General features: G+C 56.0%; 25 protein-coding genes and 1 riboswitch. Of the genes, 16 read left to right on the top strand and 9 right to left on the bottom strand.

Annotated features, from left to right (window positions below; all coding sequences use genetic code 11):
- Nucleotides 1–81: 81 nt before the first annotated feature.
- Nucleotides 82–945 carry a glycosyltransferase family 2 protein gene (locus ACFQUU_RS02420; protein WP_382242080.1) on the top strand — a complete coding sequence of 288 codons (864 nt, stop codon included), beginning with the start codon at nt 82–84 and terminating at the stop codon, nt 943–945.
- Nucleotides 946–1,095: 150 nt separating this feature from the next.
- On the opposite strand, the gene ACFQUU_RS02415 is transcribed toward ACFQUU_RS02420, so the two are convergent.
- On the bottom strand, nt 1,096–1,416 hold the full coding sequence (locus ACFQUU_RS02415; protein ID WP_382242077.1) for a hypothetical protein: 321 nt from the start codon (nt 1,414–1,416) through the stop codon (nt 1,096–1,098).
- On the opposite strand from ACFQUU_RS02415, the gene ACFQUU_RS02410 reads away from it, so the two are divergent.
- On the top strand, nt 1,390–2,367 hold the full coding sequence (locus ACFQUU_RS02410) for a YihY/virulence factor BrkB family protein (RefSeq protein ID WP_382242074.1): 978 nt from the start codon (nt 1,390–1,392) through the stop codon (nt 2,365–2,367). The genes ACFQUU_RS02415 and ACFQUU_RS02410 overlap by 27 nt on opposite strands.
- Here the strand turns inward: ACFQUU_RS02410 and ACFQUU_RS02405 are convergent.
- The gene (locus ACFQUU_RS02405; protein ID WP_382242071.1) at nt 2,351–3,121 is read right to left on the bottom strand and encodes a lytic transglycosylase domain-containing protein; all 771 of its coding nucleotides are present in this window, start codon (nt 3,119–3,121) and stop codon (nt 2,351–2,353) included. The genes ACFQUU_RS02410 and ACFQUU_RS02405 overlap by 17 nt on opposite strands.
- 168 nt (nt 3,122–3,289) lie before the next feature.
- Nucleotides 3,290–3,375, bottom strand: a riboswitch (cyclic di-GMP riboswitch).
- Nucleotides 3,376–3,643: 268 nt separating this feature from the next.
- Here ACFQUU_RS02405 and ACFQUU_RS02400 point away from each other — a divergent pair.
- From ACFQUU_RS02400 to ACFQUU_RS02385, 4 genes are all read left to right on the top strand, one after another.
- On the top strand, nt 3,644–5,092 hold the full coding sequence (locus tag ACFQUU_RS02400; protein WP_382242068.1) for an NCS1 family nucleobase:cation symporter-1: 1,449 nt from the start codon (nt 3,644–3,646) through the stop codon (nt 5,090–5,092).
- Between the two features lie 47 nt (nt 5,093–5,139).
- Nucleotides 5,140–5,790: a uracil phosphoribosyltransferase gene (upp, locus tag ACFQUU_RS02395; RefSeq protein WP_382242065.1), complete on the top strand. Its 651-nt coding sequence runs from the start codon at nt 5,140–5,142 to the stop codon at nt 5,788–5,790.
- Between the two features lie 225 nt (nt 5,791–6,015).
- Entirely contained in the window at nt 6,016–6,231 is a 216-nt protein-coding gene (locus tag ACFQUU_RS02390; RefSeq protein ID WP_382242062.1) for a hypothetical protein, read from the top strand.
- A 317-nt stretch (nt 6,232–6,548) separates the two neighbouring features.
- The gene (locus ACFQUU_RS02385) at nt 6,549–8,222 is read left to right on the top strand and encodes an MBL fold metallo-hydrolase (protein WP_382242060.1); all 1,674 of its coding nucleotides are present in this window, start codon (nt 6,549–6,551) and stop codon (nt 8,220–8,222) included.
- A 125-nt stretch (nt 8,223–8,347) separates the two neighbouring features.
- On the opposite strand, the gene ACFQUU_RS02380 is transcribed toward ACFQUU_RS02385, so the two are convergent.
- The gene (locus tag ACFQUU_RS02380) at nt 8,348–8,626 is read right to left on the bottom strand and encodes a hypothetical protein (RefSeq protein ID WP_382242057.1); all 279 of its coding nucleotides are present in this window, start codon (nt 8,624–8,626) and stop codon (nt 8,348–8,350) included.
- A 622-nt stretch (nt 8,627–9,248) separates the two neighbouring features.
- Here ACFQUU_RS02380 and ACFQUU_RS02375 point away from each other — a divergent pair.
- Complete coding sequence (locus tag ACFQUU_RS02375) at nt 9,249–9,530, top strand: hypothetical protein (protein ID WP_382242055.1); 282 nt, start codon at nt 9,249–9,251, stop codon at nt 9,528–9,530.
- Nucleotides 9,531–9,595: 65 nt separating this feature from the next.
- On the opposite strand, the gene ACFQUU_RS02370 is transcribed toward ACFQUU_RS02375, so the two are convergent.
- Nucleotides 9,596–10,147: a hypothetical protein gene (locus tag ACFQUU_RS02370; protein WP_382242052.1), complete on the bottom strand. Its 552-nt coding sequence runs from the start codon at nt 10,145–10,147 to the stop codon at nt 9,596–9,598.
- 61 nt (nt 10,148–10,208) lie between these two features.
- On the bottom strand, nt 10,209–10,433 hold the full coding sequence (locus ACFQUU_RS02365; protein ID WP_382242049.1) for a hypothetical protein: 225 nt from the start codon (nt 10,431–10,433) through the stop codon (nt 10,209–10,211).
- Between the two features lie 381 nt (nt 10,434–10,814).
- On the opposite strand from ACFQUU_RS02365, the gene tagH reads away from it, so the two are divergent.
- The 4 genes from tagH to ACFQUU_RS02345 all read left to right on the top strand — a co-directional run bounded on the left by tagH (nt 10,815) and on the right by ACFQUU_RS02345 (nt 14,433).
- Complete coding sequence (gene tagH, locus ACFQUU_RS02360; RefSeq protein ID WP_382242047.1) at nt 10,815–11,507, top strand: type VI secretion system-associated FHA domain protein TagH; 693 nt, start codon at nt 10,815–10,817, stop codon at nt 11,505–11,507.
- Nucleotides 11,500–12,312, top strand: coding sequence for a PP2C family protein-serine/threonine phosphatase (locus ACFQUU_RS02355; protein ID WP_382242044.1), 813 nt, complete (start codon nt 11,500–11,502; stop codon nt 12,310–12,312). Before tagH ends, ACFQUU_RS02355 begins: the two co-directional genes overlap by 8 nt.
- A 1-nt stretch (nt 12,313) precedes the next feature.
- Nucleotides 12,314–13,969 (top strand): serine/threonine protein kinase, encoded by a 1,656-nt coding sequence (locus ACFQUU_RS02350; RefSeq protein WP_382242042.1) that lies wholly within the window; start codon nt 12,314–12,316, stop codon nt 13,967–13,969.
- A gap of 74 nt (nt 13,970–14,043) precedes the next feature.
- Nucleotides 14,044–14,433 carry a TssQ family T6SS-associated lipoprotein gene (locus tag ACFQUU_RS02345; protein WP_382242039.1) on the top strand — a complete coding sequence of 130 codons (390 nt, stop codon included), beginning with the start codon at nt 14,044–14,046 and terminating at the stop codon, nt 14,431–14,433.
- Between the two features lie 21 nt (nt 14,434–14,454).
- Here ACFQUU_RS02345 and ACFQUU_RS02340 read toward each other — a convergent pair whose 3' ends face one another.
- On the bottom strand, nt 14,455–15,120 hold the full coding sequence (locus ACFQUU_RS02340; RefSeq protein WP_382242037.1) for a tRNA-uridine aminocarboxypropyltransferase: 666 nt from the start codon (nt 15,118–15,120) through the stop codon (nt 14,455–14,457).
- A 377-nt stretch (nt 15,121–15,497) separates the two neighbouring features.
- On the opposite strand from ACFQUU_RS02340, the gene ACFQUU_RS02335 reads away from it, so the two are divergent.
- From ACFQUU_RS02335 to ACFQUU_RS02315, 5 genes are all read left to right on the top strand, one after another.
- Nucleotides 15,498–15,701: a hypothetical protein gene (locus tag ACFQUU_RS02335; RefSeq protein WP_382242035.1), complete on the top strand. Its 204-nt coding sequence runs from the start codon at nt 15,498–15,500 to the stop codon at nt 15,699–15,701.
- Nucleotides 15,702–15,888: 187 nt separating this feature from the next.
- Complete coding sequence (locus ACFQUU_RS02330; protein WP_382242032.1) at nt 15,889–16,176, top strand: hypothetical protein; 288 nt, start codon at nt 15,889–15,891, stop codon at nt 16,174–16,176.
- A complete protein-coding gene (locus tag ACFQUU_RS02325) occupies nt 16,173–16,397 on the top strand; it encodes a hypothetical protein (RefSeq protein ID WP_382242030.1) in 225 nt (74 codons plus the stop codon). The genes ACFQUU_RS02330 and ACFQUU_RS02325 overlap by 4 nt, the downstream gene beginning before the upstream one ends.
- A 76-nt stretch (nt 16,398–16,473) precedes the next feature.
- Nucleotides 16,474–17,208 (top strand): SGNH/GDSL hydrolase family protein, encoded by a 735-nt coding sequence (locus ACFQUU_RS02320; protein ID WP_382242027.1) that lies wholly within the window; start codon nt 16,474–16,476, stop codon nt 17,206–17,208.
- 663 nt (nt 17,209–17,871) lie between these two features.
- Nucleotides 17,872–19,092 carry a pyridoxal-phosphate-dependent aminotransferase family protein gene (locus ACFQUU_RS02315; RefSeq protein WP_382242024.1) on the top strand — a complete coding sequence of 407 codons (1,221 nt, stop codon included), beginning with the start codon at nt 17,872–17,874 and terminating at the stop codon, nt 19,090–19,092.
- Between the two features lie 272 nt (nt 19,093–19,364).
- Here the strand turns inward: ACFQUU_RS02315 and ACFQUU_RS02310 are convergent, their stop codons facing one another.
- The 3 genes from ACFQUU_RS02310 to ACFQUU_RS02300 form a co-directional block, all read right to left on the bottom strand.
- Complete coding sequence (locus ACFQUU_RS02310; protein ID WP_382242021.1) at nt 19,365–20,171, bottom strand: hypothetical protein; 807 nt, start codon at nt 20,169–20,171, stop codon at nt 19,365–19,367.
- Between the two features lie 150 nt (nt 20,172–20,321).
- Entirely contained in the window at nt 20,322–20,648 is a 327-nt protein-coding gene (locus ACFQUU_RS02305) for an NIPSNAP family protein (RefSeq protein ID WP_382242018.1), read from the bottom strand.
- A gap of 84 nt (nt 20,649–20,732) precedes the next feature.
- Nucleotides 20,733–21,653 (bottom strand): delta(1)-pyrroline-2-carboxylate reductase family protein, encoded by a 921-nt coding sequence (locus ACFQUU_RS02300; RefSeq protein ID WP_382242015.1) that lies wholly within the window; start codon nt 21,651–21,653, stop codon nt 20,733–20,735.
- Nucleotides 21,654–22,053 lie beyond the last annotated feature (400 nt).

The raw sequence follows: 22,053 nt of genomic DNA, 5'->3' as shown, positions 1-22,053 counted from the left end.
CGCTACTTAAAGCGGGGGTCGGGCTGTCACGCATCCAAGGTTTGCATTGGCAGGTATTCCCCTGCGCAAATGGAGGAAAGTGTGCCCGATTTGAAGCGCTGCATTTCGGTTGTCGTCCTCACGTACAACCGTAAAACCGAAGTGTGCCATACCCTGCGCCGCATGCTTGCTTTGCCGCAAGCCGTCGACATCATCGTCGTCGACAACGCCTCCACCGACGGCACACGGGATCTGATTTCCTCCGAATTTCCGCAAGTCCGCTTTGTTTGTTTGCCACGTAATGTCGGGGCTGCCGCACGGAACGTCGGAGTCCAGATGGCAAACACGCCTTACATTGCCTTCTGCGATGACGATTCGTGGTGGGCTGCCGGATCGCTTGAACGCGCGGTCCACATTCTTGATGCCCATCCACGTGTTGCAGCCTTGTGTGCGCGTATCCTGCTCGGGCCACAGGAAACCGAGGACCCTGTTTGCCAGGTACTGGCCAACAGCCCGTTACCTTCCGCCGGCTTGCCGGGACGCGCCCTGCTTGGCTTCATTGCTTGCGCGACAGTGGTGCGTCGCGCGGCCTATCTCCAGGCAGGTGGCTATGAGCAGCGCTTCTTCGTCGGTGGCGAAGAAGAACTGCTGAGCATCGATCTCGTGAGCAACGGCTGGAGCGTCGTGTATGCGCCAGAGCTGACCATTCATCACCATCCCTCACCGCAACGCGACAACCCCGGCCGGCAGAAAATCGTCTTGCGCAATACGCTTTGGGTCAGTTGGTTGCGACTACCCTTCGCGAGCGCACTGAGGCAAACCTGGGCAACGTGCCGCTCGGCGCGCGACATCCGCACCCTGGCAGCCGCTCTTCTGGAAGCCTTGCGTGAGTTACCCTGGGTATGGCGGGAACGCCGTGTCATATCTCATCAGGTGCATCAGATGTACCGTGTCCTGCGGGATTGAAGGGGATACAAGGAGCGACGCATCCAGAAACGCGCCTTTGCCAAGTCCTGCGTCGGCTCAATGCGCGACGGTACGCTGCCGGAACAAAGTTACGCGGCGTCTACTCATAACGGGATAAAGGCATGTGAAATCGTCAACATGCAGCAAGCGTTAGTAGAGGAATCCTTCATGCGCACCCCAAATCGCTTCAACAAAGAGCAGCTCCTCCATGGCGCGCTGCAGCTCGCGGTAGCTGCCTTCTCGCTGTGGCAAGCCCGGCGCCACACGCAACAACGGCAGCAGGCGCGACAGATACACCAAGGACAACAAGGGCAACCAATACAGCATGCGTTTACCGCTGCAACACTCGACGGTAGGCAGTTGCAGCCGCGGGTCGATGCGGACCGTGCACAGCAGGCGGATACCCTTCAGAATGATGCACGACAGCTGAAGGCTAAACAGAAAATGGATGAAGGCGAAAAGCTGCGGCATGAATCCAGGCCGAAAGCCCTGTTCCACATCGCAATATCTGCAGCCAAAGAGTGGTCCGCGCATCGCGCAGCCAGCAAAGGTGCGGCGCTTGCTCTCTATACCTTGTTTTCTCTGGCGCCGATGCTGCTGCTGGTAGTGACGATTGCCGGCTTTTTCTTCGGCGAAGATACGGTGCGCACGCTGCTGATCGAACAACTTTCCGGCTTGATGGGAGAACAGGGCGCCGATGCCGTAAAAACCATTCTGGGCGGTACCAAGCAGGATTCTGGCGGGCTCATGGCCGGCATTATTTCCGCCGCCCTGGTGCTCATCAGTGCGACCAGTGCGTTTGCCGAACTCAAGGATAGCCTTGACGAGTTGTGGGAAGTACCGCCGTCAAAAGCATCGGGAATTTGGGCTTTTATTCGTGAACGCGTCCTTTCCTTTGGTTTGATCCTGGTGCTGGTCCTCATGCTGATGACAACGCTCGCAGTCAGCACGGCACTGGCCGCCATGGAAGGCGTTTTTGGCGGCGGCAGTACCGGCACCGTTTTGAAAACCATCACGATGGTGATCACGCACCTGGTGTCGTTCGCCGTTGTGACCGGCCTGTTCGCAACAATTTTCAAATACCTGCCCGGCGTCAAGATCGCATGGAAGGATGTGTTCATTGGCTCGGTGATCACCGCCGTCCTGTTCATCGTCGGCAAGTTTGGCATCGGCCTCTATGTAGCAAATGCCGACATCAGCTCCTCCTATGGCGCGGCCGGCTCGGTGGTGGTGCTGATTACATGGATCTACTACTCGGCGCAAATCTTTTTCTATGGCTCGCTGTTCACACACGAGTATGCGATGAAGCTTGGTAGCCGCGCACAATTAGACGACAGTGCAGCGCCAACCGGCCAGGCGTCCAGCGAACAACAACAGAAACCGCAACAACAATCGCAAGCCGGTCTCATTCCTTCGAGGTGACGAAGTAAAAGCGCTTGACGTCCTTCACATAGCGCTGCGTTTCCAGAAAGGGAGGAACGCCGTTGTATTTGCGAACATTGCCGGGTCCCGAGTTGTAGGCTGCAAGCACTTCGTCGAAGGTCGCATGGTTTTGCATCAGGTACTTGAGGTAGGCAGTGCCCGCATTAATGTTGATTTGCGGGTCATACAAGTTGCTGCCGTCTGCAACACCGACAAATCTCGCAGCACCCGACGTTACCTGCATCAGGCCGCGTGCCTGACGATGCGAAGTAGCCAAAGGGTTGTAGCCCGATTCTTTTTGAATCACGGCATGGATCAATCCGGACGGCACGCCATGCCGGCTTGAGGCTGACACCACCAGGCGATGGTAAGGCTTGTCTTCGCACGCCCGGCAAACGGTATTCGCCAGAAGCTCCTGGATTGTCGCGCTGTAATCGTGAAGTCCTCCAGACGGCGGCAGCATGCGCGCATTCTGTTGTCCGCGTCCAGGCACATGGCGTTTATGATCCAGTCCGAAGGTGCTCCATTCGGCAAGAATGTGCCGGACGGTGATCGTGTGGATCGGCGTCTTTGCTTGCTCCCTCTCGGCGGGCGTCGCTGCTGGATCAGGCGTCATCCCGGCGCACCCTGCAAGCAGGCCACACACGGCCAGCGCCGCATAAACACGACGTATCCCATCATGAAACGGACCACAAAGTGCAGGCGTAACAGACGAGCCTGCTCCGCGTCGATAACGCATTTGTACTGGAGACATGGTTCCTCGCAAGTCGAATCAATGCGTGCCGTCTATGCGACACAATGGTTAGCGCATTGGCCAACAGCTGGGCAGCGGTGACAGCGCGAGGCATACATCAAGCTGCGATGAACGGGCGCGCGGGAGCGATCACAGTTCGTGACGAACCGCCATTCCCTGCCGTTCAAGGCATGCAGCCCTGCTGTCATGGGCGTTGCGCCGTTAGACCAGAAGCTTTGCGTCCCCGTCTTTCAACGGGTTTGCCGATATCGGATAAAACTGGATGACAAAAAATGAAACTGCCGAGCCAGCATAGCGGCTTAGCTTTCCTATGGGAAATTAAAAATGGCTATTGGACATCACCGCAGAATTCGGCATGGGGAGCATGGCCAGGATCAAACAGGTGCATCATGGCCAGGCTAGGCCGTGGCTCTTACCAACGTCCAAAACAGGATGCGAATCGCCCGCAATCAAGCCGCGGCACGTCCGGCGTTGCCCGAAAACCATTAATATGTCGCCATTGTCAATTTGCCGAGAACATGAATGACACAAAATAACAACGATAATCCGCTATGGAACGAAGATCTGGCGCCAACTACCGATGCGCAACGTACCTGGACCGCGACCCATTACGCCGCCCTATGGGTATCGATGGCGGTTTCCGTTCCCGCCTACATGCTGGCATCGGGACTGATGAGCGAGGGTATGAACTGGTGGCAGGCAGTCCTGACCGTTTTTCTCGGTAACGTCATCGTGTTGATCCCCATGGTGTTGGTTGGCCATGCCGGCGCAAAGCATGGGATTCCGTATCCGGTACTGGCAAGAACTTCATTTGGGGTACGTGGCGCGCAATTGCCGGCGATCCTGCGCGCCATCGTCGCCTGTGGCTGGTTCGGCATCCAGACCTGGCTTGGCGGTCAGGCGATTTACACCATCCTGAATCTGATCATGAACAATGCGCTGCAGGGAAGCGTGCTGCCGGGACTAGGCATCAATGCAGGGCAGCTCGGGTGCTTCCTGTTGTTCTGGGCCTTGCATATCTACTTCATCGCCAAAGGTACCGACTCGATCCGCTGGATGGAAACCGCCGCTGCGCCGCTGCTGTTGCTATCGGCCCTTGGTCTGGTCTGGTGGGCCTATAGCAAGGCCGGCGGCTTCGGGCCGATGGTGTCGACGCCGTCGCAGTTCGTCGAGGGCGGCAAGAAGGCTGGGCAATTCTGGACTGTGTTCTGGCCATCACTGACCGCCATGGTGGGCTACTGGGCAACGCTTGCGTTGAATATCCCTGACTTCACACGCTTCGCACGCAGCCAGCGTGACCAGATCGTCGGACAGGCGATCGGCCTACCAATCCCGATGGGCCTGCTTGCGCTGGTGGCTGTGCTGGTAACGTCGGCCACCGTGGCGATTTATGGCGAAGCGATCTGGGATCCGGTGGCGCTGACCGGCAAGATGGGCGGCATCTCCGTCGTGATTGCACTGATCGCATTGATCATCGCCACTATCACGACCAACCTCGCCGCCAACGTCGTGTCGCCGGCATACGATTTCTCAAACGTGGCGCCGCGCCATATTTCATTCAAGACGGGCGGCTACATCACGGCGGGTCTTGGCCTGGCGATGTTTCCATGGAAGATTCTTGAAACCACGCAGGGTTACATTTTTACCTGGCTGATCGGCTATGGCGCTTTGCTCGGCCCGATTGCAGGAATCATGCTGGTCGATTATTTCCTGATCCGCCGCACCCGCCTCAATCATGCCGACCTGTTCACGGAGCACGGCGAGTATGGCTATAACAACGGCTGGAACCTGCGCGCCGTGATTGCACTCGTACTTGGTGTATTGCCGAATCTGCCCGGATTCCTGAAGGCTGCCGGCTTCATTTCATCTACCCTGCCGGTATTCGAAACGCTTTATACCTATGCATGGTTCGTCGGGCTCGCGATTTCAGCGGTGATCTATGCGTTGCTGATGCCACGTAAAACCACCTGAACCATAATAAGCATAACGACCGCATCTAGCATCTACCTGGAAACGACATGAAACAAGATCCGCGCTTTCCCAACCTGCACATCCTGAGTCATCCGCTGATCCAGCATAAGCTCACGCATATGCGCGACCGCGAGACCTCGACGCGTACTTTCCGTGAATTGCTGCGTGAAATAACACTGTTGATGGGCTATGAAATTACCCGCAACCTGCCGCTCACGACGGTCCGCGTCGAGACGCCACTGCAGACGATTGATGCACCTATCATCGCCGGCAAGAAGCTGGTCGTGGTGCCCGTGCTGCGTGCCGGTATCGGCATGAGCGATGGCTTGCTGGAGTTGATTCCGTCGGCACGCGTCGGACACATCGGCGTCTACCGTGATCCCGACACGCACCGACCGGTCGAGTACCTGGTCCGTTTGCCCGATCTGGCGGAACGAACCTTCATCCTGTGCGACCCCATGCTTGCCACCGGCAACTCGGCGGTCCATGCGGTGGACGTGCTGAAGAATAGAAACGTCACCGGCGAGCAGATCATTTTCGTGGCACTGGTCGCCGCGCCGGAAGGGGTTGAAGTGTTCCAGAGAGCCCATCCGGATGTGAAAGTCTATGTTGCCTCGCTCGATTCGCATCTCAATGATCATGCCTATATCGTGCCCGGACTCGGCGATGCCGGAGACCGTCTTTTCGGAACCAAATAATACGGGCAGCAGGTGCATGGCAGTGCACGATAAGAGTCGGCCCTAGCCATCTTCATGGCGACGTTGTGCCATATCACTTGACGTCAGCGATATTGCTCTTACATAACTGCAATTTATTAATGCTGTCTATTGGTCTATCGGTCTGTTGATTGGCGTATGTCTCTCCACGGCAGTTAATCGGAACATTGTCCATATTGACGTGTCGCAGATATTTTGGAGGCAATCATGAATCGCAAACCTGACGACAGCCATAAAACAGGACAAGGCAAGGATGATGGCGCGCTGGAAAAGATGGCGCAGTTTATCAATCCGCCGAGCCGCGAAATTACCGACGACGAGCTTGCCGATCCCGGCAACAATATTCCATCGTCGAGTCATACGCTGAACGAATCCAGCAAGGGGTTAGACCAGACCAACCGCCGTCCCCCGCATTCGAAATAAGTTGTCACGACCAAGTCATGTGGCAGGCCCGCTTGCTGCTACATGACAAAAAAGATCAAGCCAAGTCCTGCCAGCATGGCGACAATCAACAGCATCACGATTACCGGTATTTTCACAGTGCGTCCTTTCGTATCAATTAAGCAATTTCCTTTTTGAGGCAGGTACGCCAAAATCGTTCATCGCACGCTGCGGCCACGAACTCGTCAAACGTCCCGCAGATTGAGGACATGCAGGCGGATGCCGCGAGTGCATCAAGGCAAGGTCTCCGACTTCCTCTACAATCTTCGGTGTTGACACTACATTGCAGAGGCGCTCAGATGGCAGAACTGCCGCTTACCCCCCGTCCCGCCGCAACATTGGTACTTGCGCGCGATACGTCGGGCGGTCTTGAAGTTTTCATGATGCAGCGCACTCACCAGGCCGCCTTCGTTCCGGGCGGCTATGTGTTTCCCGGCGGCGCGGTCGATACCGCCGACGCCGATGCGTTTGCCGACCTGTCAAAATCCTGCCTGAGCGATGCGGAAGCGAGCCGGCGCTTAGGTATTGCGCAAGGTGGCCTTGCTTATTGGGTTGCCGCAATCCGCGAATGTTTTGAAGAGGCCGGACTGCTGCTTGCCTATGACAAGGCTGGAAAACTGGTTGAGCTGAATGACCCGGACATCGCTTCCGACTTCGCCGCGATGCGCCCCTTGGTGGCATCGGGTGAATTGAGTTTTGCCGAAATGTGCGACCGATTCGGCATACGCCCTGCCTTTGACCGACTCAATTATTTTGCGCACTGGATTACTCCGGTCGGCGCACCACGCCGCTTCGATACACGATTCTTTGTCGCCATCGCACCGGCAAGCCAGACAGGTTCCCACGACAACGCTGAAACGATCGGTCACGCATGGATGCGGCCGTCGGACGCGCTTGTCCGCCAGCGTGCCGGCGAACTTGACATGATGTTTGCGACCATCCGGACTCTGGAAGAATTGGCACGCTTCGATAACACTGAAGCGCTAATGGCATACGCAGCTACCGAGCGCGCGATTCCGACTTACCTGCCACGCGTATCGACCGGACCAAAGGGACGTCGCGTGCTGATACAGGGCGACCATGCCTATGCCGAAGTCGGCAAACTCGACCCGAATGGCCGAGGCCATGTACTAAGTCACATCGTGCCCGGCACACTGACCGAGCTGTCGCCGCGCCTGCGGCGGGTTACCGCTCCCAACCCGCACTTCATGACCGGACCCGGCACCAACAGTTACCTGATCGGTGCCGGCGAAGACATTGCCGTCATTGACCCCGGACCTGCCGACCCGGCGCATATCGATCAACTGCTTGCACATGCAAACGGGCGCATACGCTGGATCCTGACTACCCATACGCATATCGATCATTCGCCAGGCGCGGCGCTGCTCAAGCAAAAGACCGGCGCGCAGGTGCTGGGTCTACCCGCACCGGATGCCGGCAATCAGGACCGCGGGTTCAGCCCGGATGACACACTGCACGATGGGCAACGCATCGAAGTTGGTGGCTGCACACTGCAAGTCATCCATACCCCGGGGCATGCATCAAATCATCTATGTTATCTGCTGGAGGAAGACAGCATCCTGCTGACCGGCGATCACATCATGCAGGGATCGACCGTTGTCATTAATCCTCCTGACGGTGATATGCGCGCCTACCTTGCGTCGCTAGAGCGACTGAAGGATTTCGACATCAGTTATTTCGCACCGGGACATGGGTTTTTGATGGAGAAGCCGCATGCTGTCATCGACCGCATTGTTGCTCATCGGCTCGCGCGTGAACGCAAGGTAATTGCGGCTCTGCAGAGGCTGGGCAAGGCGACGCCGGAAGCGCTGGTGCACCTTGCGTATGACGACGTGCCCCCGCAGCGCCATGCAATGGCCGAAAGGTCCTTGCTGGCCCATTTACAAAAACTGGAAGCCGATGGCCTGGTGGCAGAACGCGATGCGCAATGGCAGATGCAAAGAACGCTTTAGGGCTTCTTTGAAAGCGCGGCCTTAACGGCAGCTCTCAGGGCCTTGATGTCGCTTGCCAAAGGTATCACGTCCTCGCTTGGCGAGACAGAAAAGCGCCGGAAACAGCTGCTCCGGCGTACGCATCATCAGTACGAATCGTAGACCGACTGGCGGCGTTCAAACAGCGGGCGGTTGCGCGAACGATCGATTCCACGGCGGCGCGGATAAGTACCTGCAAGGAAGAAATGCATAGGATTACGCCGGTCCGCTCCACGGTCCGCATACCGACGGTTTTGCTGCTGGCTACGTCCCAATGTCAGCCACGCAATGGCAGCAATGCCGCCGGCAATACCAACCAGCAGTCCCTTGTTTGCCAACAGGCGGGATGTGCGTCCTGTTGTCGGCACCCTCGTGTACAAATCCATCTCGGCTCCTCCTTGAATATGGTTTTCGGCGATCACGGACACGCGCCGCGGCTTGCTAATGCGCGCCAGTGTCCGTCTAGGTATGACTATGTTTATTGCCATTTTGTTCTTGACCAGACGCACGGCAAGCGCCTCTCGTTTCGCCCAATGACAACTTCGCGAACAGTATTCGAGATAACGCAAACCAAGGGTTGATTTCCCTAACGGAAGAATCTAAACGATAGAGCGTAGTGCAACTTTCAATGAATGGAGAGAGCAGGAAAAGGCAGAGCCATGGAGCAAGCCTGCCTTGTAGCAGCAACACGGATGTTCCTGATCGTGCAAACCGCCGCGCATCCAGAACAAGTGGTCGAAGCGTAACCGTGAGCGGAGTCCATTAGCCGAAACGCGTGATACGCATTTCAAATGAAATTGACTCCGTCATGATGGATTTCTCTTGCTTGATAGTAAGCGTGGCGCCAAGGAACCATACCGGTGTTTGTGTACTCGACGCATAGTGAGCGGTCTGACTTTGTATCGCCCTATAATGGGTCTCTGAAAAGAAAGATGCATGACTCGTAATGCTTCATGTGTTCTACCTATCCCAAAGACAGCGTCATATGTCAGCCCATCGCGAACCCGAATGCAAAAATTCCTGATACAGAATGAATTTGGCCAAGCCCAGGAATTACTGGGCGAAGAAATCGTCGTCCCCGATTTTGAAGAACTGCAGTTCATCCTGCATACGTGGCTCTACGACAATCGCGGAGGCTGGGCCGTCACCGAGCGCTCGTCGGGCAAACGTATCACCAGCGGCCCGCAGGGAACAGAACATCTTGCCCGTGAACAGCTGGAACGGCAATTGCGGCTGCATGGCAAAGACGCATTGATGCGCGTGCTTGGACAGGGACGCCTGTCCAGCTGACGGTAACCTGCAGCCGACAATCCATAACGCATAACGCGCATTCGAGGTACCGAACGCGCAATCCCTTAATCTGACTCTCTATACGGCTCCACCTTTTCCAAGGTCTCCGTCGACTGTATCAGCGCAGCCACGTCGGGATAGCGAGTCTGGTATTCGCTGACCTGCGCATCGTATTCTTCACGGCCAATATGGTTGCCATGCTGATAAGCGACGATTTCATTGAGCATCGCGCTCAGCTTGTGGGAAAGTCTCAGCCTGCGTACCGCACGCACAACGCGCGATTGCCTGTCGATGAGCGTGAGCCATACGGTGTACCGTATATCCTTGTTCAACACCTCGGGCGTTGGACGCGTCTCGGGCGGGTAAAGGAAGACATGAAACTGCGCATCGCCTGCCATCGCATCGCCTATCTTCCAGAGCACCACACCCAGATCCCGAACCTGCATGGCGCCGATATAACAGTCACTTTCTTCCACCGCGCGAACAATTTCGTCGGGAATCGATGAAAAGCACAGGCGCAATTCCGGACCGGATTTCGAAAATTCAAAGACGGCGATATCACTGTCAGGCAACGAACCGGAATAGGTCTTGCCAACAACGAGGTTCTCAGGCGTCATGCATCATCCTCCATGAAAAAAGCGCAATTACGCGATTCCGGTAAAAAATACAGGTTTGCGCTCAGCGCGGCAGGGTCGCCGGATTGACCCTGACCTGCACCTGCCCGCCTCCGCCGTTCTGGCGGGCGTAAAGAAACTCCGCGTAATCGCGAATTGCGGCCATGCGACCCTCTTCATCAAGCTCGCCCCAGGCCGCTCCCCTGTGGTGCGCAATGACCTCATCGATAGAGAATTCGACCGAACTCGCTTCGTCGCCATCATCGATTTCTGCCTTGATTCTGCTCATCGCCTTTCCTCTCATTCGGTTTCGCCGACCTGGATCTCAAGCGAAAGGCGTGCCGACAAATGCCTGTCAATGAACCTGCACATCGAGGCGGACATATGCTTGCCGTCGTCGGCGGCGTTCAGACTGGTTTGATTTATTACAGAAATAATGCATTGCCGTTGCTTAAAACGTGGTTAATTGATGTCAGGCAAGCTTGCTGCGTTCGCATTGATTCCTGTGAGCGAATAATTACGCTACGATAACGCTTTGATATGAAATGCCGACAGGCAATAAATTCGCCCTGCTTGATGACTGATCCGGATTGCCATCAAGTCAACATGTCCCAAGCATCTCGAGGACGCGTTTTTCTGTTAAACCACTGCCGATAACGGAGCATGATGGATGGATGCCTTGCCTATTAGCGAAAAACCAGAAGCAGAGAAACTTTCGGCAGGCGAACCGCAAGCCAATACGCAAAACGTAGCGGCAGAGGTGTCCGCCCTCACCGAAGCTTTCCTCAGAGGCGCAGGCTTGCCACCCACCGCACTAAGCGCCGGTTTGACGCCAGAGTTGATGGAAACCCTAGGCAAGCTGCTTGCCACTTCGATTACCGGCACGCTTGAGCTGAACAAATTGCGCGCAACGGTAAAGCGGGAAGTGAAGGCCGACGTGACCATGGTGGTGGTGCGTAACAATAATGCCTTGAAGTTTTTCTCCGATAGCGAAACGGTGCTGACCCAAATGCTGCGTAAAAAGATGCCAGGCTTCATGGGCCCAGTCGAAGCGATGACGGATGCCTATGACGACCTGAAAGCTCACCAGCTTGGCATCGTCGCCGGCGTACGGGAACAAATGCGTCACCTGATCGTGCAGCTCGATCCGAACGCCGTGGAGGCAGATATCCCTGCCCGTCCGATTGCGGATGCCTTGTTTCCCTCCATCCGAAAAGCAGCCATGTGGGATAAATTCCATGAGCGCTACCGTGCCATCAGCCGCAATCCGAACGCAGACTTCCATGAACTGTTCGGCCAGGTTTTTGTAGACGCCTATGAGCGTGAAACGGAGCGGGTCAGGGGCGTCGCCAGCAATGAATGACTTGCTTTCCGCCGTCGTGACCATGACCCTGCAGGTCGCCTCGATTAGCGATCCGGGTGGACGCCAGGTCAACGAAGACGCCTGCAAATTTTCCGCACAGGGGCCGCTGGCCTGTTTTGCCGTATCCGATGGCGTCGGTGGTGAAGTGGGCGGCGAACTTGCCGCACGTACGGTAGTGGAAACCATTCTTGCCGAATTTGATGCGGGCCCGGCTGTCAGCGAACATGCGCTGGCTCGATACCTGGATTCCACAAAAAAGGAAGTCGCCCACCAGCAATCGACAGATCCCATCCTCAAGAACATGAGCGCTACCATTGCCGTTGCGCTGGTCGACTCCGTTCATGCGCGGATCCATTGGGGGCATCTCGGCGACACCCGTATCTATCATTTCCGCGATGGGCGTGTCCATCGGATGACGAAGGACCACAGCGCGGTCCAGCAACTGGTCGACGCCGGTCTTTGTGCCCCCGAAAGAATTCGCTCCCATCCTTTGCGCAGCAGTCTGTTGGGAGCAATCGGCATCACCGACGAGGAGGACGCCGATATCGCATGCGATGTTGCGTACAGCAGCGACCACCTTGAAAATGGCGATGCCCTGCTGCTTTGCACTGACGGGTTTTGGGAATGGATAACCGAATCGGAGATGGAAACCACCCTGCGGGAAGCCAGTTCGGTAACGAACTGGCTGGGCGCAATGGATCACATCGCACAGCACAATTCGTCGTCGTCGCGCCATCCTCGCGATAACTACACCGCCATCGCCATCCGGGTCGCAGACCAGGAGCCGCTTCTTCAGCAGGCATAGTGTGAGCCAGACAATCGCCCATCCCTCTTACCCTGCGCTTCGTGACTCCGCCCCGGCATCGGAAAACTGCCTGGCGACAGGTACGCGGCTTGCCGAATTTGAAATTCAAGGCGTGGTTGGCGAAGGCGGCTTTGGTATCGTCTATCTGGCATTCGACCATTCGCTGCAGCGCACCGTGGCGATCAAGGAATACATGCCGGCTGTACTTGCCGGTCGCGGAGCGGACACGAGCGTGGCGGTCCGTTCAAGGCAGAACCAGGGAACCTTTGAAAAAGGCCTGCGAAGCTTCATCAACGAAGCAAGGCTGCTGGCTCAGTTTGACCACCCTGCCCTGATCAAGGTATATCGCTTCTGGGAACAGAACAATACCGCCTACATGGTCATGCGCTATTACGAAGGGCGTACGCTGAAGGCCATCGTCAGCGACAACCCGGAACTGGTCACCGAAGCCTGGCTGAAGTCTATGCTCGCCCCGCTTCTTGAAGCGCTGGAAACGCTGTACCGGGCCAAGGTACTGCATCGTGATATATCACCGGACAACATCATGATCCAGCCCGATGGCCAGGCGGTGTTGCTCGATTTCGGGGCGGCGCGACAGATCATCAGCGACATCACGCAGTCGCTGACCGTGATCCTGAAGCCCGGTTATGCGCCGGTCGAGCAATACGCGGATGACGACATGATGGTGCAAGGCCCCTGGACCGACATTTACTCGCTGTCGGCGGTGCTCTATCTGCTGATCACCAGGAAACCGCCGCCCGCATCAGTTGGCCGGATGATCAAGGATCCCATCGAAATCCTGGGAAACAGCGAACGTCCAGGGTTTGACAAGCCGTTTCTCGCCGCGATCGACAAGGGGCTGGCAATTCGACCGGAAGACCGTCCGCAATCGGTTGAAGCGTTCAGGACACTGCTGGGCCTGGGGTCCGGCATCGCGACGCAATCCGCCACAGCAGGGATTGCACCACCGATCCGTGTATCGACAATGCCAGAACCGACACAGGTATCGGATGCACTTTCGGAACACATGCCGCATGCCGCACCGAAGCCGGAGAAATCGGCCGTACGCTCCAAATGGTTCGGCGCCGCAGGCGCAATACTGCTAGCAACGATCGCCATCGCAGTTGTTGCGATGAAGGATGGCCCGCAGGCCGAGACATCCGCAGTAGAAACATCTATACCGACGTCATTGTCGCCAGCATCCATTGCGGATGAAGAGACCACCGCATGGTCCAGGATTGATGGCAATGCAAAGTCGACGCGTGAGGATCTTGTCGTCTTTTTAAGTAAATATCCAGATGGGAAGTACACGGCACCCGCCAGGTTCAGGCTCGAAACTCTCCAGGACCAGTCCGCTCTTTCCGAGGCGATGACTACTCCGGCCGCTTCGGAAACGGACTCCACGAAAGAAGCGGTGGCTAGCCCCGCGAATCCAACCCTTGGCACCGTCAAACTGATGATCAAGCCTTGGGGCAATATTTCTGTCGATGGCGTCGCCAAGGGACCCAGTCCGCCACTCAAACGCCTTTCACTTCCTGAAGGCAAGCATCAGGTCGTGATCGAGAACCCCGCCTTTCCTTCCCGTACCGTTGACATTCAAGTCGTCGGCAAGAAACAGATAAGTATCGAGCATAGTTTTTCAGCGCCTAAACCATGAATGTGTTTCCGTTTTCGTTAAAGCAACTGCCGTCTGCAGTCTGCATCGCTCTGTTATGCAGTTGTGCCACCCAGATGCCGGATGCCGCAGGCAACCCGGCAGTCACTACTGCGGCCAAACCGGTTGCGGAAAAACCTGCAGTAACAGAGAAACGCGCCCCAGTGGAAAAGCCCCTACCACTCTCTGAAGTGACATTAAAAGAAGGCATCGCACTGTACAACGACGGCAACTTCGCCGCCGCGATACGACGGCTGACCTCCATCAGCGACGCCGACAAACCAATCCAGATCCAAGCCTACAAATATGCTGCATTCAGTTATTGCGTCAGCGGCAAAAGGACTCTTTGCCGACAGCAGTTTGAAAAGGCGTTGAAACTCGATCCCGGCTTCGATCTCGAGCCGGGTGAAAAAGGTCATCCCTTGTGGGGACGCGTTTTCGAGCAAGTGAAGAAACGGAAAAAATAGGCCTTCCGCTGTAAACGTCGATTACTCCCTGTAGAGCAGCTGCTCCGCGACAAAGCCATCGAAGGCCTGCAGTAGCGGAGCGTAACGTGTGCTGTTTTGCTCCAGCTCGGCAAGCGCATGACAGGTCGCCTCCAGCGTCGACAGCTGGTTGGGTAGGTGCGCCTTGCGTATCCGATATTGCGAAGGCGCCGCCGCTTTTAATGCAAGCCGCGGCAACGCCTGTAGCATGGGATTCAGATACAGCATTTTGCGGCTTTTACGCCAGGTACCGTCCAGCACGACGAGCCGCAGCCCTACGGCGTTATCAGACACAACTTCTGTCCGATGTGAACTGCCGGATGCCTGGCCCGCCGTGTCAGGGTAGAGCAACAGGGTGTGCCTGCGGCATGGATGGCTGGACGCCACATCCGGCTCCGCATTAGGGAACGGATCATGGAGCAGCGCATGCAGTTGCTCCTCTGAAAAACTTTCACCCACCGCAAGCTGACTTCCCGTGAGGCTCAAGTGCAACAGACGCGCGCTACCTTTTGCATGACGCGTCTCCATCGGATGCTGGAGGATCAGCACCTCTGTCTGAGACCGAACCGGCACGATCCAGTGGCAAATGCATGCCGATTGCGCACGCAGGCAATGCGAGCATTCCGCGCGCCGGCCAGTGTCTGGCTGTTGGTCGGGAGATGGAGCCATTAATAGTCTTGGGTCGAAAGTGGAAAGTGGAACGTGATATGAATTGCGGGCCAAAGTAGCGGCGAGCTCGTGCAATTCACGTGCAAAATTCTGGCTCCTACGAAAGTGCTCAATGGCATTCTGATTGACCAATCAGAATTGATTTTACTAGCAACGCCTATTTGCGATTCATTTTTCACGGACGAAAAAGTAAGACACACATGACAAAATTTCCTTAGAAAAATGCAAATATGAAACTTAGTTTCCTCCAATGTCAGATACACGTCGCGATTTAACTGTAATCGGAAATTTAATTAGTTTTATGTCACGCATCGTACGGAAGGGTCAGCAGCAACGGCGCAAAATCAAATCACTTTCACACCTTTGATGACCATGCCATGGACACTATGCTTGAACGTACATCGCATCCGCAGATAGTAGGAAACTTTGCGGTATATACCCAAAATCCTGATCTTGCGAAGAAGGTGCTGGACCAAGTGCGTGCACGTCATCTGCAGGCTGTTCCATTCGGAACAGTTACCCTCGAAACAGGTGAGCAAATTGATTGGGTCAACATTCGTTACGGAGTAAAGCTTCAATAAGCTCATCAAATTAAATAATGGACTTGCATTTGAACGGCACAGTGAAAAAATCTTTCCACGCCACGATTTCATTCCGGGTACTCCTATCCCATTTATCGTGGTTTCCTGCCGATGGTGGGTCGGCAGGTTTTTTATTCAGTACTAGGGTTAGCCGGATTGCACGGCCTTAGTCAGATGAATCAGGACTATGAAGCAACATTTAATTAGAACCAGCTACGATCCGAATCGTTTGCTGGACAGTGTCATGAACCGGCTTGGCCTGAACAGTGACAGAGAGTTGTCACGCAAGCTCCATGTCACACTGCAAGTCATTGCACGCATCCGCTCAGGCCGCCTGCCGATTGGCGCTTCCATGCTCTTATGGATATCGGAGTGTACCGGCGACAGCATTCACGAACTTCGCCACATTCTCGGTGACCGACGGGCAAAGGCACGCCTGAACTGTACACTGATCAGCACGAGGAGTGCGGGATGAAGGTCACGGAAGCCATGCTGGATGCTGCACTTCGCAAAGCCACAGAGGCTGGTCTATTTCCACGCCATTGCAGTTCGTATGAAATGCAGGTAAACCGCGAAGTAATGTACGGTATCCTGTCTGCGGCGATGGGTGAAGCGGCGGTAGACTTCATGGAAGGTACACTCGTCGAATCCAGGGCCACACCCTTGCTATCCCTGGTCCACTCGCATTATAAGTAAGGCATTCGTACGAGTCAGGTGCGGCTACGAAATCCCTATGCAGCCAAGCCCTCCTGGCCCCAGCGGGAAAACATGAATGGAACAGTCACGCAGGACATTCCTGCAGTATTCAGCAGCCGCGGTAGCGTCGACCGGAACTGTCGCATCCAGAAACATGCATCTGGTCCTTCTAGGCGATTCAATTTTTGATAACGGCGCCTATACCGGCGGCAAGCCGGACGTTATTACGCAATTGCGCAATGTTATTCCACGGGGCTGGAAGGCGGACTTGCTTGCGCGTGACGGCGCGACGACAGAAGGGATCGCGGCACAGCTTGCACGCGTCCCGCCGGGTGCTACGCATCTCGTGCTTAGCGTCGGCGGCAACGACGCCCTCATGCAACAGCACCTGCTGCGATCGTCGGTGTCCTCTACCGCAGAAGCATTGACCGTGCTTGGCAATGCGGTCCGTCACTTCGAGACAGCCTACCGCAAGGTCATTGACGCCTGCGTTGCGCGCGGCCTGCCGCTGAACGTCTGTACCATCTACAACGGCAATTTCGACGACAAGCAATATCAGCGGATAGTGCAAGTTGCGCTGGCACTGTTTAACGACGCCATCATCCGTACCGCAACGGAATATCACCTCAATGTGATCGAGTTAAGGATGGTGTGCTCGAAGGCGGAAGACTATGCAAATGCCATCGAGCCCTCCGGTACCGGCGCGGCGAAAATCGCACGCGCGATCCTGGCAGTCATCAATAGCGAGGGCAACGCAGAAACAAGTCGTACACCGCCGGCGCGGGTCGCCAGGATATTTCACGGCCAGTGATGGCGAAAGGGCGTAACGAGCTTGGGCTGACAGGCATGTTTACGCAGTTGTCGGTTCAGAGTACTTATCAGGTTGCAGCTTGCTGCGATGCCTTGAGCGCGCGGCCTCCTTTCCGTAGTCTGTACTGTCTGCACCGGTGCGCCTTGCCATCGCTATCTGATGCGCACTCGTACGCGCCGAGGAAATTTTTGATGGTCGTCAAACAGATATCCTCCCCATCTCACTCTGCGGAGAAAATGTAGTCATATATCGTCAGGTCGCACTTCGTCATTCTTTCCGATCCAGCGGGACGAAAAGCGTATACGAACATGAATGGATATTAAGACGCACCCCGATCAACCTCGAAGCGCGTGGCGTCAGGATCGAGATTGGCCGCTACGTCACAGAGTCGAAGCGGCGGGAGATAGCACTGGAACTGAGGCAGGCACTGCATGGACTGACGGTTTGAAGGCTGCATCAAGCCGTTTAATGGATTTCGTCGCGCATTTCCAAAGAACTGTCATGGCGGATTCGCCGTGCCGGCGCGTTAACTTATTTTGCAACTGTACAGGGACTAGGGCAGAATTGCCCATATAGGCTCATGGAAACATCGCAGGCAGAAAAAACCATGCACTGCAGGTGTCTTGTCATGCCGATCTACCCTTTACCGTTGCGAGTCCTTTCATGGAAATGTTTCAGCCGCCGTCCGTCGTCTCCCTCGACCATATCCTGCCGCAGGAGCCGTTGTTAATGATGGGCGCCGGCCCGGTTCCGATTCCCCACAAAGTGGCCTACGCCAATTCGATTGTGATCAATCACCTCGGCGAAACCATGAACAAGGTGATCGAGCAGGTCAAGGAAATGGGCGCCTATGTGTTCCAGACATCCTCGAAACATGTGCTTGGTGTTGCCGGCCCCGGCTCGGCGGCAATGGAAATGGCGATCTGCAATCTGGTCGCGCCGGACAGTCGGGTACTGTCGATCTGCAACGGTTATTTCAGCCGGCGCATGGCAGAAATGGCCACGCGTGTCGGTGGCAAGGTGACCGTTCTGGATATCGCCGACAATCTCGCAGCCGAGCCTGCGCAAGTCGAGCAGTTGCTGAAGGAAGGTAATTTCCAGACGCTGACGATCGTTCAGGGTGAAACTTCCAATACGGTTTTCAACCGCCATCTCGAAGCGATTGCGCGACTTGCGCATTCCTATGGCTGCATGGTGATCGTCGATGCGGTGTGCACGCTGAGCACCATGCCACTTGAGATGGATCGCTGGAAAGTCGACGCCGTCATCACGGGTGGTCAGAAGGGACTGGCATCCATTCCGGGCGTGTCGCTACTGGCGTTTTCCGAACATGCGTGGAAGCGCATCGAAGCACGCAGCCACACCATCGCACATTGGTGTCTCGATGCACTGTTGGCCGATAAGTTCTGGAACCAGAAGTCGTATCATTACACTGCGCCAGTGTCCGGGATTCTTGCCTTGCATGAAGCCTTGCGGTTGGTTTGCGAGGAAACACTGCCGCGCCGGTTTGCGCGTCACGCTTTGTGCTCCAGGGCCTTGCAGCGGGGGATAGAAGCAATGGGACTGCGTCTGCTGGTGTCTGAAGATGTCAGGCTTAACTCCGTGGTCGGCATTACGGTCCCGGAAGGCATTTCCGGCGATGCCGTGCGTACGCATATGTCGCGCGTGCATCGCGTCGAGATTTCAGGGTCCTTTGGGCCTAACATCGTTCGCATCGGTCAGATGGGCGAACAGAGCCGCGCGCACAATCTGTTCAGGACGCTGCATGCCTTCGGATCAAGCCTGCAATTTGCAGGCGCATCGCTTGACCTTCCAGCCGGGATCGCCGAACTGGAAAAAGGCTTGTCGAACCAGAGTGACCCGACTGTGGCCGAATCGCGATAGCTGATCACTGATAACTGATAGTTATTTCCAGATCTTGTGCACGGGTGCATGACTTGCAGGATACTCGTGCTGCAACTATGCCTTACGCGGAATAGCTGGCGCGTTCTTATGCGATTAGCCGGACTCTTCCATTTGAACGCAAAATCCTCGGCATTTTTTGCCGAAGATTTTGCGTGCATAGAAACGACACAACGCGACACAACGCGCTATGACGCCGGTAAAACGCAAAAGAACTAGCTCCTGAGAACCGTCACGTTTTGATACAAAATTGATCATGAACTTCCGATAACGGATGCTTCTAACTTCATCCAGCAAGTGCTTGGTAAGTCATGCGAGTGATCCCCTAATCCTCCATGGCTGATTCTCAATTTCTTCCAAGGATGGAGGCAGTGTATGAACAAGCTTTTGATCGCGATTCTGGTCTCGGCACTCGGTACCGGTGTCGCTGTTGCACAAACTTCTTCGACCGGCGGCAGCACCGGCTCATCGGGCAGCCCCGGCTCATCCGGGTCCAGTGCAACTGGTGCGTCGGACGCTTCGGGCACATCAGGTTCCAGTTCTTCCGGCAAGAGTTCCACCAAGAAGAAGTCGTCGGAATCGAGCGGCAGCTCCGGCTCATCCGGGTCCAGCGCAACTGGTGCGTCGGACGCTTCGGGCACATCGGGTTCCAGTTCTTCCGGCAAGAGTTCGACCAAGAAGAAGTCGTCGGAATCGAGCGGCAGCAGTAGCAGCAGCCCTAGTTCCAGCGGCTCTGGTTCATCGGGCTCGAGTGGCTCAGGTTCTTCGGGATCCTCCGATACTTCAGGAACAAGCGGATCGGGCTCCTCAGGATCATCCGGTTCTTCCGGCATGAGTAGCGGCGGATCATCGGGTAAATCCGGCTCTTCAGACAGCTCGGGTTCTTCGGGATCCTCTGGCTTGAGCGGCGGTTCATCCGGCTCCGCTTCTTCCGGTGGTTCCGGCTCTTCGGGTGGTTCAGGCACTTCCGGTACTTCCGGTTCCTCCGGCATGAGCGGTGGTTCATCCAGCACGGGCTCGTCTGGCTCTGGCAGCTCGGGCGGCTCCAGCGGCTCCAGCAAGTAAGCAGCAGGAAACGCCTTCTCTGCCGGACAGTGCGAATACTGGCCGGCAGAGCCCTCGAACGCTATCGCGCTAGTACCGTATTTCAGACTAAGCAGTATTCAGGTTTGCCTCGCGACACCAATGTGGCCTGAAAGCCGTATACGGCCTCAACGCATCGGCGAATACGCAGTGGGTGTCAATATGCAATTCTCGATACGTTCAACAATAATCCGCTCCGCCTCCGTCTCCGCACGTTTTGCCAACCACTCCGGATCACTTGCAAAGGCGTTCCACTTAGTCTCCCGCTCCGCCAGACTTTCCCATTCCAGCATGTAAGTCAGCGTCTGGTTACTGTCACCGATCAACGTCGTCCAAAACCCTACCGGACGAATCCCGTATTTCTTCCAGAAGCCTAAGGTAATCGTTTCGAAGCGATTATTCAGCGCGGGCAGACGGCCTGGTGCGCAATGGTAGATCCTCAGTTCATGAATCATGATTTCTCCGAAATGACAAAGTGATCGGGATTAAAGACTTTCAGCACACATCCGGCGTGTGCATCACGCATCGTCAAGAGGTCATCAACGCCTCATGCGCGCGGTCGCAACGCGTGCCGCGGCAAGGTCCCAGGCGGCTTGACCGACAGTCTTGAAAATAGGCAGCGCCGCAGTGCTTACGTTGCTACCCTGAAGCGCATCCGCAAGACTGCGTACACCGCTCCAGTCAACACCGGCCTGCAAAAGGTCGCCGGCTTCATGCTTTGCCCCTTCCAGATCATCGACGACAACCGTACGGGCATGCACCAGCTCCGGAGGAAACTCCGCCATGTCGGGTTTGAAGGCGCCCACGCCGACGGCGAGGGTATGCGGCGCGATATTGGCAGGAATGACCGGCACCATCGACGTCGTCAGCGCGATCACCACGTCAAACTTGCCAAGCTGCTCTGGCGTCAGTTGTGCCAGTGTCACGGCGTGCGTTTCCATGCCGTGACACTGATTCAGTCCGGCACAAAACTTTTCAGTGCTTTCGATGGAGCGAGCTGCGACATGCAGTGAGGTAAGGCCGAAGTACTGATGCAGGGCTTCGGCATGCGCAGAAGACTGCACACCGGTTCCGATCAGGAGTGCCGACGTCGGTCGCTTTGGGAGAAGCGTCTGGATGCCAAGCAGCGTGACGGCCGCGGTCCTGCGCGCAGTCACCGTCGGACCGTCGAGCAAAGCGATCCGGCGACCAGTTGCCGTATCGAATACGATGACTTCACCCTGGATGGCTGGCAAGCCGTGCGATGCATTGCCTTTATGCACGGTAATCAGCTTGGTTACGCCGATATCGTTGGCTACAGCGGGCATGCAGAGCAATACGCCGCCTTCGACAGGAACGACCTGACGCTCGGGTGCATGCAAGCGTCCCTCCGCGCGTTCCCGGGCCGCCAAAGCAATGGCGGGAACCAGTTCCGTGTAAGGCAGCGCATTGGCAGTATCGGTGGCATTAAAAATCTGCATGGAAATCCTTGAATTACTGATGATTATAAGCGGCGCCGGCAACGGTGGATAAGTCAGGGTTACACGGTCAAGCGATGGCTGCCGATGCCACGCTCGAATATACCAGCGGACGTGAATTAACGCCGGCCGTTGACGTTTGATCCGCTGCGGTGTTGGGCTCTACCTGTCTAAGCCAATGTGCAATCCGGCCTTGACCGGGCTCCAAGGAATTCAGATAATCGAAGCATTCGTATTTCGTACTCTGCATTCTCAGGCATTAACGTGCTTAATATGGTTGCCATTTCCTTTTACTACGCAAACGCACAGGGCTCCATGTCCGAGGCCGCCGCATGGGTAACCGGCAATGGCAAATCGAAGAAACAGTCGCTCACCTGACCGGGGCGCACTGTCCTGTCAGGTG

This window comes from Herbaspirillum sp. GCM10030257 (genome assembly GCF_042666555.1).
Taxonomy (GTDB): Bacteria; Pseudomonadota; Gammaproteobacteria; order Burkholderiales; family Burkholderiaceae_D; genus Noviherbaspirillum.
The sequence above is the reverse complement of the archived record's forward strand: the minus strand, read 5'-3'. Positions and strand labels throughout refer to the sequence as shown.